This is a genomic window from Microbulbifer regidiadema (SeqCode), from assembly GCF_052466995.1.
Genome location: NZ_CP174297.1, coordinates 3837553 through 3851684, shown reverse-complemented (window position 1 = coordinate 3851684; position 14132 = coordinate 3837553). Strand labels below are relative to the sequence as shown.

The 14132-nt window shown below is 57.3% G+C and carries 11 protein-coding genes; 9 read left to right on the top strand and 2 right to left on the bottom strand.

Annotation, left to right across the window (positions count from 1 at the left end; genetic code table 11):
- The first annotated feature begins 6 nt into the window (after nucleotides 1-6).
- The 7 genes from ACJJIK_RS16760 to ACJJIK_RS16730 all read left to right on the top strand — a co-directional run bounded on the left by ACJJIK_RS16760 (nucleotide 7) and on the right by ACJJIK_RS16730 (nucleotide 9597).
- Nucleotides 7-1782: a class I adenylate-forming enzyme family protein gene (locus ACJJIK_RS16760; protein ID WP_444943388.1), complete on the top strand. Its 1776-nt coding sequence runs from the start codon at nucleotides 7-9 to the stop codon at nucleotides 1780-1782.
- Nucleotides 1752-3002 carry a hypothetical protein gene (locus ACJJIK_RS16755; RefSeq protein ID WP_444943387.1) on the top strand — a complete coding sequence of 417 codons (1251 nt, stop codon included), beginning with the start codon at nucleotides 1752-1754 and terminating at the stop codon, nucleotides 3000-3002. Before ACJJIK_RS16760 ends, ACJJIK_RS16755 begins: the two co-directional genes overlap by 31 nt.
- Nucleotides 3003-3040: 38 nt before the next feature.
- Nucleotides 3041-3775, top strand: a complete 735-nt coding sequence (locus ACJJIK_RS16750; protein WP_444943386.1) for an ABC transporter ATP-binding protein — start codon at nucleotides 3041-3043, stop codon at nucleotides 3773-3775.
- On the top strand, nucleotides 3775-5784 hold the full coding sequence (locus ACJJIK_RS16745) for an outer membrane lipoprotein-sorting protein (protein WP_444943385.1): 2010 nt from the start codon (nucleotides 3775-3777) through the stop codon (nucleotides 5782-5784). The genes ACJJIK_RS16750 and ACJJIK_RS16745 overlap by 1 nt, the downstream gene beginning before the upstream one ends.
- Before the next feature lie 8 nt (nucleotides 5785-5792).
- On the top strand, nucleotides 5793-7115 hold the full coding sequence (locus ACJJIK_RS16740; RefSeq protein WP_444943384.1) for an ABC transporter permease: 1323 nt from the start codon (nucleotides 5793-5795) through the stop codon (nucleotides 7113-7115).
- Between the two features lie 31 nt (nucleotides 7116-7146).
- Complete coding sequence (locus tag ACJJIK_RS16735) at nucleotides 7147-7965, top strand: class I fructose-bisphosphate aldolase (protein WP_444943383.1); 819 nt, start codon at nucleotides 7147-7149, stop codon at nucleotides 7963-7965.
- Nucleotides 7966-8058: 93 nt separating this feature from the next.
- Complete coding sequence (locus ACJJIK_RS16730; protein ID WP_444943382.1) at nucleotides 8059-9597, top strand: AMP-binding protein; 1539 nt, start codon at nucleotides 8059-8061, stop codon at nucleotides 9595-9597.
- Here the strand turns inward: ACJJIK_RS16730 and ACJJIK_RS16725 are convergent.
- Nucleotides 9594-10319, bottom strand: a complete 726-nt coding sequence (locus tag ACJJIK_RS16725) for an autoinducer binding domain-containing protein (RefSeq protein ID WP_444943381.1) — start codon at nucleotides 10317-10319, stop codon at nucleotides 9594-9596. The genes ACJJIK_RS16730 and ACJJIK_RS16725 overlap by 4 nt on opposite strands.
- A gap of 559 nt (nucleotides 10320-10878) precedes the next feature.
- On the opposite strand from ACJJIK_RS16725, the gene ACJJIK_RS16720 reads away from it, so the two are divergent.
- Nucleotides 10879-11490 carry a hypothetical protein gene (locus tag ACJJIK_RS16720; RefSeq protein ID WP_444929416.1) on the top strand — a complete coding sequence of 204 codons (612 nt, stop codon included), beginning with the start codon at nucleotides 10879-10881 and terminating at the stop codon, nucleotides 11488-11490.
- Nucleotides 11491-11511: 21 nt separating this feature from the next.
- On the opposite strand, the gene epmB is transcribed toward ACJJIK_RS16720, so the two are convergent.
- Nucleotides 11512-12534, bottom strand: a complete 1023-nt coding sequence (gene epmB / locus ACJJIK_RS16715; RefSeq protein WP_444929415.1) for an EF-P beta-lysylation protein EpmB — start codon at nucleotides 12532-12534, stop codon at nucleotides 11512-11514.
- Nucleotides 12535-13363: 829 nt separating this feature from the next.
- Here epmB and ACJJIK_RS16710 point away from each other — a divergent pair.
- Nucleotides 13364-14074: a TenA family transcriptional regulator gene (locus tag ACJJIK_RS16710; protein ID WP_444929414.1), complete on the top strand. Its 711-nt coding sequence runs from the start codon at nucleotides 13364-13366 to the stop codon at nucleotides 14072-14074.
- The last annotated feature ends 58 nt before the right edge of the window (nucleotides 14075-14132 follow it).

Below are 14132 nucleotides of genomic sequence, written 5' to 3'. Positions count from 1 at the left end.
TGCACTATGAGCTACGCCATTGCTATCCCCTTAACCCTGGTACTGGGCTACCTGGCTTTTGTCCTGCTACAGCTCGGCTACTGGGGGCGACTCTCCCTGCTGGCCAGCTGGGACAACCGCGTCGATCGCGCCCTGGAACTTGCCGCGCGCCGTCACGGCGAGCGCGAACTGATCGAACTCACGCGGCCACTTAGCTGGAGTCGCGAACAGCACTGGAGTGCCCCGCTAATCCTGCGCACCGTCCGACAACTATCGGCCTGTTGGAGCCACCTGGGGGTCAGTGCAGGAGACCGGGTCGCCATCTACAAAGCCAACCAGTTCGACTACTTCCTGTTCTCAGTCGCCGCATTGCGCATCGGAGCTATCGCAGTCCCCATCAACGGCCGTATCGCCCCCGATACAGCGGCAAGCTATATGGAGCGCATGGGGGTGAAGCTGCTGCTCACCGATACCCATGGCTGGCAAAAGCTCAGCAATACCGATAGTGCCACCCGTTTTATTACAGGGCTTACAGCGGTCGTGCTGACCGATAGCGACAAGCACCTGACCCCGAGCGTACACAGCCTGGCAGCACTGCTACTCGAATCCCTGCCCCCGGTACCTGAGAGCCCCCGAGGCGCCGCCGATCCCCTCTATATTGTTCACACCTCGGGTACCACCGGCACCCCCAAAGGGGTAATCCTGAAACAGGAGGGCATCGCACAGTCCCTGCGCTCCATAGTGCTGTTCAACCCCATTTCCACCCGCGACCTGGCCTGCTTTGCCCTGCCACTGAACCACCAGGTCTCCCATCTCTACCTGCACGGTATGCTGATGATGGGAATACACGTCATTCTGGATGACAAGCTGGAGGCAAAAGAGCTGGTGTCGCAGCTGCACAAGCGCGAGCCCAGTGTTTTCTTTGGGTTTCCTGTCACTTACACACGCCTAATGGAATCCGGCGCCCTGGATCAACCCCTGGACAGCGTGCGTATTTGGGGCACTACCGCCGATGCCAGTCACGAGGTACAGCAGCGCGCATTTATCGTTCACGGCTCCTTCTTCACCCGCCTGGGCCTGCCCTGGCGCGGCTCACTATTTGTCGACGGCCTCGGCTCCAGCGAAGTGGGTATTGCCGCCCTCCTGCGTATCACCACTCCCTGGACCCGACACTTCGAGCGCCGCGTGGGTCGCAAAACGCCCCTGGGTCCAATGATCAAAATTGCCGACGCCGACGGGGTTCCCGTAGCCAAAGGCCAAGTGGGGCGTCTGATGATCAAGGGCAAGAGCATGTTCGACGGTTACTGGAATGCCCACGACGTCTACTACGCCTCAACCCTGGACGGCTGGTGGTTTACCGGGGATATGGTACGCCAGGGCAGCGATGGGGAAATTGTCCACCTGGATCGGGAGGTGGACGTGATCCACAGCGCCACCGGGCCGGTGTACACCCTGCCCCTGGAAGAAATCGTGCTGAAGCAAAGTGGCGTGCTCGACACCTGTGTGTTCGGTTTGCGCCCCTACCCAAACGGCCCCGAGATGCCGGCAGCCGTTGTCGCCCCGCAGGTGGGTGCCGACCTGGCAGAGGCGGAATCCCTGCGCAAAAGTCTCAACGCCCAGCTCCCGCCGGAGCAGCGGCTGGATTACCTGTGGGTGATCGACTGGGCAGAATTCCCTATGGGCGCCACCGGTAAAACCCTCAAACGTCGCCTGCGCGAGCGCTACACCCCGATAGTGCAACAGCCGCACACGGCAATTACGGAGGCGGCCCCGTGCGAAGACACAGCCTTGCAAAGCGCCTGATTGCCACCTCCATATCCGCTGCGACAATCCCCGCCCTGGGCCAGACCCAGTGGGCCTTCGATACCAGCGGCAACAGTAAAACCTGGATCAGCGACTACGAATTGAGTCTACAGATGATCCACGAGCGCGAGCAATTAGGCGAAGCTCTGGGGGATGATGACACCCGACGCAGCGCCGCCGAGCTGCGTCTGGACTTACAAATACGCTGCACCCAAGGCTATTGCAACGGCACCCGAATCGTTCTCAAACCCCGCCTCGCTGCGGACAAAGATGAGCGCCCGGCCACAGTACCAGATCCCTACCCAGATTGGTTTGCCGAGGGCTACCTGCTCTACGAAACCGGCGGGGGCACCCGTTTCGGCGCCGGCAAGCGCCTACAGGGTTGGGGCCCATCACTGCTCTACAGCCCCACCAACCGACTGTTTCCCGACAACGGCGCCGTGACACCACGGCGGGATATTCCCGGCAAACCCATGGTTTTCGCCAGTACCGATATCTCCGCCCGGGGCCGCGCAAGCCTGTTGGTGGCGGATCCGCGTCTGGACACCGTGGAGACTATCGACAGCGGTGGCAGCTTCCAGCTAACCCGGGCCGAGTGGAATTGGGTCGAGGCCCAGGTGACCAGCGTCGGTGCTGTCGCCGCTGCTGGCGGCGGTTTTCAACCCTATGCCGGCGGCTACTTCCAGCACGGCCTCGGCGATGCCTGGACCCTCGGCGCGGAGTTTGCCGCTTCGCGGGGCTACGCACAATCCAGTAACACTGGTATCGAACTGGCGCAAAACCGCAGTCACTGGCGCTGGGACGGGGTGATCAATCTGCGCTACGGCGCCGCTTCCGGCGCCGAAACCGGCCTCGAACTTATCTATAACGGCTATGCCCTGAACGGGGCTGAACTGCGCAATCCACAGCTCGCCGCCCTGCCATCAGCGGGCAGCGGGCCATCCCGCAACCGCCCACTGCACCCGTTTGTACAGCGCCACTACGCCCTGCTGCAAACCACCTGGCCAAAGCTGTTTGGCGACCGCCGCTGGAGCCTTACTGCCAGGGTATTGCAGGGCCTGGACCAATCCAGCAGCAGCGGCTTTGCCGAACTTTCCTACAGCCCCAGCGACAGCGTCACCCTCTATTTGGGGCTCTCCGGCAGCCGCGCCAACGAGGATCTGGCGCTGAGCCAACCGGTGACCAGCAGCAGTTACCTGGCTGTGGACCTCTTTTTCTGAATGGAACACATGGATAGAGCGAAAAAATGGAGAACAAGATGAACCTGGTCGAATTCGAATCTGTGACCAAGCGCTACCAGCTCGGCGAAGTCCAAGTCACCGCCCTCAACAGCGTCGACTTCACGGTGCAAAAAGGCGATTTCGTCGCGATCACCGGCCCCAGTGGTAGCGGTAAAACCACCATGCTGAATCTGATCGGCTGCCTCGACAGTGCCACCTCTGGCGAGATTCGCGTAGCCGGTCAAGCGGTCAGCCAGCTCAGCGATCGCCAACTGGACACCCTGCGCTCCCGCACCTACGGCATTATTTTTCAGAACTTTAATCTGGTGCCGGTATTGAGCGCATTGGAAAACGTTATGTTGCCCCTGTATCTGCACCGGCTGAGCAAGGCGGAAATGCGCCGGCGCGCCCAGGCATCCCTGGCCGCTGTGAACCTGAGTCGCTTCGCCGGCTTCCGCCCGGATCAATTATCCGGTGGCCAGCGGCAGCGGGTCGCGGTGGCCAGAGCACTGGTGACAGAACCGAAGCTGATCCTCGCCGATGAGCCCACTGCTAGCCTGGACACCGCCAGCGCCCTCTCCCTGGTGGAGTTAATGAAACAGTTGAACCGGGAACAGGGTGTCACCTTTGTCTTTTCCACCCACGACCAGCGCCTGCTGCAACACGTCAAGCGGGTCGTAGAGCTGCGCGATGGCCACCTGAGCGACAGCGCCGCTGAAGCGCCGCTCACTGCAGCGGCCGAATTAACAACAGATACAAGCGAGGTGGCGTAATGTGGTCGATGGCTTTTCGCAACCTGTACCGCGACCGCAGGCGCACCCTCGCCACCGTAATCGCGGTGGCCGTGGGTTTGTTCGCGGTGCTGATGTTTCTCAGCTATATCCGCTTCGTTGAAGGGTCTCTGGCCTCAGTCGTGATCTATCGCGACGCCAACGCCCACGTACAGGTATATCGCACCGACGGCCCGGAGCAGCTGGCCGCCTCCCCAGCCCAGTACTCGCTGGATAAGAGCGAGCAGGCCCTGATCCACCGGGTGAGTGCCGAGTTACCCCATTTTCTGCGCGCCTCCAACCAGCTGGCCGGCGTGGGGGTGGTGCAGGCGGGCAGTGAAAACGCCGTATTCCTGGCCCGGGGCATAGACCCGGCTTTTGAGCGGGCACTGCAAGCGGCTAGCCCCCTGGCTGCCACTCCGCCACCGGAGGATGGGTTGCTCCTTACCCCCCAGTTGCAGGACCTGCTCGGATACCCCGCCAAAAGCACCGAACTCCAGCTGTTCAGCGCCTCCTACGCCAACCGGATCAACGCTATTGAGGCGCCCTTACTGGGTGACTTCTCCACCGGTATTGAGGCGATTGAAGACAAGGGGCTCAAGGCACCGCTGGCGCTGCTGCAATCCCTCTACGATACCGATGCCGTTTCCAGGGTGGTGATTCAGCTCGACAACCGCCAGCACAGCGGCCCATTCCGCGAACAGCTGGCGGCAAGCCTCGCGAGTGAGGCGCCGGGCCGTTTTGAAGTGACCACCTGGGACCACCCCCAGATCGGCCAGCTCTACACCAGTTTTATGGGGTTTTTTAATATGGTCTTCGCCTTCACCGGCCTGGTGGTGTTCACTATTGCCCTCACCACCATCCAACACACCCTGGCGATGAATGTGGCCGATCGCACCCGCGAAATCGGTATGCTGCGCTCGCTCGGTTTTAGCCGCAAACGCATCGCCGGTCTGTTTGTCAGGGAGAGCCTGCTAACCACCGTCGCTGCGGCCGTAGTCGCCACCATTGCCGCTTATATTGCAATGCTCGCCCTCGGCGCCGCCGGTGCAGAAACCCAGTTGCCGCGCATCTCTGAGCCGGCCCGTCTGGACCTGGATCTGCCCCTGTCCACAGCCCTCGGCGCCATTGCCTGTGTCGGGGCCGGTATCACTCTCGGCGCGCTGCTGACCGCGCGCAAAAAAGTCGGCGGAGAAGTTCGCCCCGGGCGCCGCAGCGTACCGCTTACCCAGTTGCTATCCGCCACAGCCAGTGTGGTCTTAGCACTGACCCTATTCCCCGTGCAACCCCAGGCAGCTGAACCGCTGGAAGTAGCGGCAACGGCCACCCCCGACAAGGAAATTATGCGCCACTGGCTACACGAGGCAGACCTGGCTCGTGGGGGTTGGGGCAGCTACCAGTGGAAGTTGCGCATTCACACTGAAGACCCCGCCGGCACCACCGAGACCGATTACGATATCGCTGTGCGGGACGGGCGGGCCCTGGCCATGACCACAGCACCCAGGCGCTACCGGGGCGAGAAAATCCTTATCGCCTCCCGCGCCATGTGGTACGCCAAACCGGGGCTGCGCAAGCCTATCAGTATCAGCCCGCAGCAACGGCTCGTAGGCGAGGCCGCCAATGGCGATATCGCCTCCACTCAGTACGCCCGCGACTACACACCGGAATACCTGGGAAGCGCTGAAGTTGACGGAACGCCCTGCCACAAACTGAAACTCACCGCCGCCACTGACAGCGCCACCTATGAGTCCATCGTTTATTACCTCGACAAAAACACCCTGCTGGGAGTGAAAGCGGAATTTCTCACCGCCAGTGGCATGCCCCTCAAGATCGCCCTGTTCGAGTACGGCAACCAGGTGCAGGTGGGGGACAGAAAGCAGCCTTTTGTGTCGCAGATGAAGATCGTCAACGCGAACTTTCCCGACCGCTACAGCGTGCTTGAGTACGCCCAGGTATCACTGGCCAAGCCGCCGGAAAGCCTGTTTACCGTCGACACACTGATGACTCTGTAGGAGCCCACATGACCGCTAAATTATTGCTGACAATGTCCCTGCGCAATTTGTGGCGCCAGGGGCGCAAAACTCTGGGCACTTTTGTGGTGATGAGTATTTCGGTGCTCGCCCTGTGTCTGCTGGCCGGCTACACCCAGTCCAGTGTGGCACTGATCCGCGATGCCTTTATGCACTGGGGGGCACGGGGTCACCTGGTGATTGAAAGACCCGCTTCCGACCTGGCGCGACAGGTCGAAGGCGCGGGGCAATTGCCGCTGACCGCCGAGCTACAAGGGGATATCAACTCAGTGCTGGCATCGGACCCAGACATTGTCGCCAGCGCTCGCATCCTGCGTATTTCCGGCATGGTCTCCAATGCCCAGGTGAGCAGTATCTTCGCCGGTATCGGCCAGGATGTACGGGAAATCCGCGCCATCAAGGGCCCCGCCTACGAGTACGATGTGGTGGCGGGCACTCCCCTGTGGATGGAAACCCGTGCTGAACCTTTGATTCTCGGCCAGGGGCTGGCGGCGATACTCGGCTGCGAAATCCCCTCGGTGGGCTTCGCGCCGCTGCAACCCGGGGACACGCCCGAGTCGCGCCCCATCAACTGCCCACCCGGCCCCCTGGAGCTAACCGCCACCACCCGTGGGACCGCCAGGGTCAACGCGATACGCGCGCTACCCACCGGCATCATGGACTGGGGCATTAAAGAGATAAATGATCGACTCGTCGTTCTGCCCATGGCCGATGCCCAGGCCCTGCTGAACACCTCCGATGTGAGCGAGTATCACGTGTTGCTGAGTGACAGCGCCGATGTCGGTGCAGCCCAGGCCCGAATCAAGGGGCAGCTGCAACAGGCGGGGCTCAGCGATATCGAGGTGTTCCTGTGGTCCGATCGCGCCGCGTTTTACCACCAGTTTAAAGCGGTGCTGAGTGGCTTCCTCAACTTTATCGCAATCATCGCCTGCGCCATTGGTTTTACCAGCCTGCTGAATGCCAGCTATATGAACTTTTCCCAGCGCGCGCGGGAATTCGCCACCCTGCGCAGCCTCGGCTTTACCCGCCGCTTTGTGCTGACACTGACGGCACTGGAAAACAGCTGGCTGGCCCTGGCCGCTGCGGCACTGGGTATCGGCATTACCGCCGCAATTGTCTGGGCCGTCCGCGCCGCGCAAATTATGTGGACGCCACCGGGCTCAACCAATGCTATCCCCGTCGACCTCGCCTGGGTTATTCCCATTTATCTGGCAACAGCTTGCGCCCTGGTCCTGATCGCAGCTGTCGCCAGCGCCATTCCCACTCGCAAAATACTGAGAAGGCCAATTCGCGCGGTGCTCTCCGACGCATAGCCGCCACCTCACAAGCAAAGGAGAAATTTCAATGACTGAAATGGCACGCAATAGGCGCTGGAAGCGCTTTGTAGATCCCCAGTCCGGTAAAGCACTGGTAGTCCCTTTAGATCACGGCCTGACTGTGGGCCCGATTGCCGGTATCCAGCGGCCGGAGGAGATGCTCAGCTGGCTCGATACAGACGCGGTAACTGGCGTTGTCCTGCACAAGGGCCTGGCGGAGCGCCTCGGTGGCAAGCTCGACTGTGGGCTGATTATTCACCTCAATGGTTCCGTATGCACCGATGAGCAGCCGGATATCAAGCAGCTGGTCACCACCGTTGAGGCCGCCGTGCGCCTGGGGGCCGATGCCGTTTCAATCCAAACCAATTTCTCCGCAGCAACCGCATCCCACAATTTGCGCTTGATCGGTCACGTTGTGGACGAGGCCCACTCCTGGGGAATGCCGGTGCTGAATATGGTTTATGACAAAAGCAGCGATGCCCAGGGCCTCGAGCGCCTGCGTCACTTTATGCGCACCGCTGTAGAGCTGGGCGTGGATGCACTCAAGGTAGCGGCACCGCAAAATCTGCAACGTATACCCGAGCTTATCGATGGTATTCAGGGCCATACCCCCGTGCTATTTGCCGGTGGCACCCTGGCCGATGAACGCGCATTGATTGAGTTAGCTGCGGCGACAGTGGAGTTCGGGGCCGGGGGTATCTGTGTGGGGCGCAATGTATTTCAGCGCTCCAATCCGGCCACAACCCTGATGCAACTGCAAAGCGTATTCCGCGATGACGTGCTGTCGGAGAGCGGCTTTGCCCGCTCATTGACACTGAATCAACAGGAGCCGGAGCTGGCCCTGTAACAAAACTCGGGTAATGCAGCGCACCGCTGCACCACCAAAATAGTGTGCCGGCCCAATTGCCGGTGCAGCAGGCAACTGAGGAGAAGCCTTGCCGTGAACCCTTTAGATTCCAATCAGGGATGTGTCGATCTACTGGTCGATCGCCATGTTCGCGATGGCCGGGGCGACCACCCTGCACTCATTGAAATCGCCCCCTCCGGCCGCCGCAGTATCAGTTACCGCAAGTTGCAGCAGCTGAGCTTTGCCGCAGCCATTGATCTGAACTTACACCTGGCCGGCAGCCGCAGCCAACAGCGCATCGCCCTGGTCGGCGGGGCCACACTGGAAAATACCGTTTACTGGCTGGCGGCTATGCGCAGTGGCCACCTGCCATTTATGGTCCACCCGTCCCTCCCTCAGGGACACTACCGCAATCTGTGGGAGGATTTTGATCCCAAGGTGATCCTGGCAGACCCCAGCGTGGAGGGAGCTGACCTGTGCGCACCTTTCGAGCCTATGTCATCAATCGAGGAGTTGAGCGGCCTCGCAGCGGGGCCGGTGGCAACCGGTGAAATCAGCCGGCTGGCGGCAGACCTGGACCTGAGACCCGCCCTGGTGCTGGCCACCTCCGGCTCCACCGGAAGACCAAAACTCTGTGTGCACAGCCACCGCTCTTTTTGGGAGTTCGAGCGCACGGTCAGTGGTCCGCTGTGGAATATCCGCGCAGAGGATCGGGTGCTTGCCACTACCGGTCCCTTCTTTTCCTTTGGCTTACAGGGACTGCACGTTCCCCTGAGCCGGGGAGCCACTGCCATTATGTTGCCCCAATGGAAACAGCACTGCGATTTTCTCGATGTTATCGAAGCGGAAAAAGTCAGTGTCTTTCTCGCAGTGCCAACCCTCTACCATTTATTAATGTCCCGTGCCGAGCGCGAATATCAGCTGGGGCATTTGCGCCTGTCCCTCTCAGCCGGGGAGCGCTTACCCGCCGTAGTGCGCAGGCGTTGGCAGGCCTGGAGCGGTGCGCAAATTCTAGACTCAATCGGCACCACCGAAACCTTCGCACCCTATTTATCTGAATTGGCAGGTGGCGAAGAAGCTCTGCAAAAAGTCGAGGGTTTTCGCTACAGCGAAATCCCTCACGGTGACGGCGACGATATCAGCCTGTCTCTATCTCGTGGCTGCCTGATGCTCGGCTACCTGGCACCCGCTACGGGTGAACTGCAAGCGGTAAAACAGCCCTTCGCAACCAGCGATCTTTTCTCACGGGATAAAAAGGGGTTTCATTTTATTTCCCGCGACAGCGAGCGAATTAAAGTGGCTGGGCACTGGGTTAGCCCGCAGGAACTCGAAGCATTTCTACTCGCGGATAAACGGGTAGCCAAAGCCGCAGCTCTGCCTATTGAGACGGCCGAAGGGTTGATTCGATTGCGCGCTTATGTGGTTGCCAATAATAGCGGCTACTCGGCAACCGCACTGGTGGACGACCTGATGAAGAGAATCCGGGAGCAACTGCACCCCCGCGCCCTGTGCCCCGACCGCATTGAGCTAGTGGAGGATATTGCCAGTACCCCCAGTGGCAAACTCAAGCGGCAGGAATTGCGCAGCTTTATCGGCCAGCAGGCCGCCCGTGCCGGCGCAGTATTGGCTTAAGGTCTGATCAAACCGATAGAGAGTGCCCTGGCCACAGCTTGGCGGCGGTTGGCGACGCCGAGTTTCTGTATCACATTGCGAATATGGAAATTCACTGTGGCCTCAGAGCAGCCGAGAATCCTGGAAATTTCCCAGGACGTCTTGCCCACTGCCGCCCAGTGCAGGCACTCCCCTTCGCGACGGGTGAGCCCGATTTCAACAGCGGCGGCCCCCTGATCAATGCGGCTAATCGCCTCGTAGGCGTATGAAGCGAGCAATTGAATCATGGGCATGGTTTCCTGCAACCAGCTGCCGAGCCTTGGGGTGTAAGTCGCTCCATTGGCAACAGAAATCATCATTAAGCGGCTCTGTCTGGCACCGCGCAGTGCTGTGGAAACACCGGAGGCAATACCGTGGGATTCGGACTCCTCATATATCCGCCCAGCATCACCGGAAAAATGTGCCCGGTGCCAGATCATCGGGATTGGCGACTGGCGGCAGTGGCGCACGACCGGATCGCGGGTTACCCATTTTCCCCGGCTATAGTTCTCAATGCAGTCACTGGGATAGTTGGTTTCTACCGAATACTGGTCGAGGGTACCGGCAGGATCTTCCAACCCAATAAGATAATAATCAAACCCTATCGCACTAATAGAGCGTTGCACACGGTCCTTAACCTGTTGAATTGTCTGTGCATTCAACAATTCCGGCAGGGCCTGAATAACTTCCTTTTTCGGATACAAAATTCCCTCTCCGACTTCTTACAAAAACGTCTTCACACTTATCCGCAAAAAACCTCTGGATAATAACTCTGGCGCATGACAAAAATAGAAAACAGTTTACCCGCCAAGCAACTTATTAACGCTTCACCTATTAAAAAGCAACCCGACATATCACACAGAAGCGAAATATATACAAACTATTAACAAAAGGATAAGGCAACAAAAATATGCCCCACCACAGACACACACCTATCAGCCAGCCAACAGCTGCTCTTCACAGTAGGCAAAGAAAATCCGCAAACCATCCCAGCAAGCCTAAAAACATAACGATTAACCCCGCAAAAAATCTATCAATTCTGGCCTATTTTTTTTAAAAAAATAAACATCACTGCAACAAAGGCTAAATATCGCGCAAAACCCGCAAGTGAGAATTTGGCAAAAGACAATAGAATTTAAAACAGCTTCAACGAAAACTGCTGAAGCGATATGATTGATAGTGTGGTTTTTTCGTTTAGTCACACAGTGAAAAAACACTTTAAAGTTAGCGATAGAGAGCCAACGGCAGAAAGGAGTTCCGCCCATGCTTCACACACTACACCGACTTTCCGCCCTCACCATTAGTATGTACATCCTCTGCCATATCACCAATCACCTGGTAGCCCTAGCGGGCATTGAGACCCATATCAATTTTATGCAGAGTTTCCGACAAATTTATCGGAGACAAATTATCGAAGTCCTACTGCTCGGTTGCGCCCTTTTCCAGGTGCTATCAGGGCTTACCTTTATTGTTAAAAGGTGGGGGCAACGGCAGGGCTTTTTCGATCGTGCCCAAGCAGTATCTGGCGGCTATCTGGCCTTCTTTTTAATGTTTCATATATCAGCAGTGATGTACGGCAGGTGGGTACAGGGCCTGGATACTAATTTCTTTTTTGCCGCAGCCGGCCTGCAAGCAAAGGCCTACCCGATCTTCTTTGCCCCCTACTACACCCTGGCAGTGGTATCTTTCTTTACCCATCTCGCCTGTGGTTTACGTTGGATATTTCGGGAAAAATTTTCAAGCGCAGCCCTGGATCGCAGTGCTGGGGCTGTCATAGCGGTTGGGCTGGTAGTTGGGCTCACCATAGTAAGCACTTTTAGTGGCACCTATTACCCGGTGCCACTGCCGCAGGAATACTGCCTGACCAGCTGCTAAGTAACGCGCTTGGCCAAGGCGTTACAACACCGGAGATTTAGACGGTACACCGGGGATTTCACGCACTAATTTTGGCACTAGGTAGCCGGGTACACGGTGGCGTAGCTGTTCGATAATTTCCACGGCCTGCTGGTCGGACACCTCAAAATGGGCGGCGCCGTTAACCCGGTCCAATTGGTGTAAATAGTAAGGCAGCACGCCGGCATCAAATAGGGTTTCACTCAGTGCCTCCAACGCCGCCGCGCTGTCGTTCACCCCTTTAAGCAATACCGCCTGATTGAGCAGGGTCACGCCAGCCTCGCGCAGGCGCAGCAGGGCCGATCTGACTTCGCTATCAATTTCACGGGCATGATTGCAGTGCAATACCAATACCGGCTTTAAACGGGAGCCCGCAAACCACTCCAGCATCTCGCGGTTTACCCGGCTCGGTGCGACGATCGGCAAACGGCTGTGAATTCTTAATTTATCCAGGTGGGCGATCTGCGCCAGTTCTCCCGACAACCAGGCGAGCTGTCGATCACTCAGCACCAAGGGGTCACCACCGCTCAAGATAACTTCGCGCAACTCCGTGCGCGCGCGGATATACTCCAGCGCGGCCAAGCCCTGCTTGCGGGTCAGGTGATTGTCGCCATAGGGGAATTCCCGGCGAAAACAGTAGCGGCAATTCACCGCGCACTGCCCTGCGGCAATCAGTAGCAAGCGCCCGTGATATTTATGCACGACACCGGGCAGCGGATTGGCCTCGGCCTCCTGCAAGGGATCGGCGCTAAATCCCGGTACCCGCTCCAATTCCGATGCGCCCGGCAAAACCTGTAAGAGCAAGGGATCGCTGGGATCACCGGGGCGCATTCTGCGCACAAAGGGCCGCGGAACACGCAGGGAGAAGCCCGACGCAGCTCTTAAAGCATCGGGCACTTGGCTGGGGTCCAGCTGCAATAAGTCAATTAACTCTGCCGGCTCTGTGACCAAATCAGACAATTCGTCCTGCCAGCGGCGGGTTTCCTGCGTGTCGATAAGTGCTATGTCGGGGGCCGATAACGCCATTGTGGGTACACTACAAAATAACGAATTGTAACAGATCCCAGGCAACTAGCCCTGCCCCGCTACACCATCCTTGAGCTGAGGGGCCTCTGAATAATTTCGCGATGCCTCTGGCTCTCTATCAAGGCGCGGCTTCGCGGGAATGCCAGACTGTTTACGAAGCACTGTGAAAGACCCGCAGACATATTACGCAATCATTTAAGGGCTCCCTGATAGGCATAGCCCCTAATCAAAGTCACGATTCACCCTACAGATAATTCAATAAAAATCGATTTGCTCTGGCCGTGATACAACTGAAATAAACAGTTATTGCAGCGGGCCGCAGAAGCATCGCGCAGTACCAGCCCCCTTAAACCATGCAGAAACTCGCAAACACTCACAAAAAATTTACCGCGCAAATTCCCCATAAAATCCTTTACCTTTCTTTACCGGAGATGCGCCCCACTTTATGGCAGAAGACAGCGAGCATTAACTCTTACCACTGGAGTGATTACTCACTGATAAAAACCCACCCAACCAATGTTTTTAGGCAACCACCACAGTCAAAAAAACCACCACCTTCAAGAGAATAAAAAAGGATAAAGCAAAAAGAAAACCGCTCACTAGCAAAATAAAAACCACTAACAGGCGGCAACACAAAAAAATGCCAACAAAATAACAAAAAAATCACAATTCCCTTATTCCCAATAGGGTTAATTCGATGTTAATTTAAACGCCGGCAAAGAAAATTATTTTGCCGCCCCACCCGAAGGTGGACACTATCGAGAAATAAATAAAAACACCTAAAAGGTGTTCACACAGAAAGTTTAGAATTACAAAAAGGAATTACCCGATGGAAATGCAGCTTGAATTGCTTGAAGCCAATAAAGACCTACTCATTGAGCAAACTCGCGCACATCCTTTCTTAAAACGCTGTCGCGAAGGCTCCATCACTCTGGATGAACTGAAAATATTTTTGGTTCAGCAAGGTATTTACAGTGGTTTTTTCGTTAGATACCTGTGCGCAATGATGGCCAACCTGCCCAGCAACCATGAAGTTCTGGAGCTGGCAGAAAACCTGATGGAAGAGTTAGGCCTGGAGCCCGACAGCCCCAAACCACACGCGATTATTTATCGTGAAACCCTTGAACATTTTGGTTTAACCCTGGAAAACGCCGAAGTTTTACCCGGCACCCAGCACTTGATCGACGCCATGTTCAAGAACTGTCGCGATCTCAGAGCCAGCGCCGGACTCGGCGCTCTGTGCCTGGGCGCTGAAGCGCTGGTCCCCGATTTATACAGCGATATTGTGGCCGGATTTCGCTCCTGTGGCGTAACCGATAAAGAGATGGAATTTTTCCTCCTGCACATTGAGTGTGATGACGGCCACGCAGAAACCATTCGCGATATTATGGTGGATATCGCCTCCAAAGATCCCAGCCAACTGGACATCATGCTCGAAGCCGGGCGCCACCTTGTAGAGGCCCGCCTACAATTCTTCGATTCTATTGAAAGCGCCTACCACGCCTCCAAACATAAACAGGCTGAAGCTGTCACCGCTTAAACAGCAAGTACCAATCAACCCGCTCACAGGTGTTGTTGGAGAAAGCTCCGGCATAGGG

What these genes read in the sequence shown, in the direction of transcription:
- ACJJIK_RS16720 (WP_444929416.1), top strand. Translation starts at nt 10,879, where the DNA reads ATGCTTCACACACTACACCGACTTTCCGCCCTCACCATTAGTATGTAC.
- ACJJIK_RS16760 (WP_444943388.1), top strand. Translation starts at nt 7, where the DNA reads ATGAGCTACGCCATTGCTATCCCCTTAACCCTGGTACTGGGCTACCTG.
- ACJJIK_RS16745 (WP_444943385.1), top strand. Translation starts at nt 3,775, where the DNA reads ATGTGGTCGATGGCTTTTCGCAACCTGTACCGCGACCGCAGGCGCACC.
- ACJJIK_RS16710 (WP_444929414.1), top strand. Translation starts at nt 13,364, where the DNA reads ATGGAAATGCAGCTTGAATTGCTTGAAGCCAATAAAGACCTACTCATT.
- ACJJIK_RS16735 (WP_444943383.1), top strand. Translation starts at nt 7,147, where the DNA reads ATGACTGAAATGGCACGCAATAGGCGCTGGAAGCGCTTTGTAGATCCC.
- ACJJIK_RS16740 (WP_444943384.1), top strand. Translation starts at nt 5,793, where the DNA reads ATGACCGCTAAATTATTGCTGACAATGTCCCTGCGCAATTTGTGGCGC.
- epmB (WP_444929415.1), bottom strand. Translation starts at nt 12,534, where the DNA reads ATGGCGTTATCGGCCCCCGACATAGCACTTATCGACACGCAGGAAACC.
- ACJJIK_RS16750 (WP_444943386.1), top strand. Translation starts at nt 3,041, where the DNA reads ATGAACCTGGTCGAATTCGAATCTGTGACCAAGCGCTACCAGCTCGGC.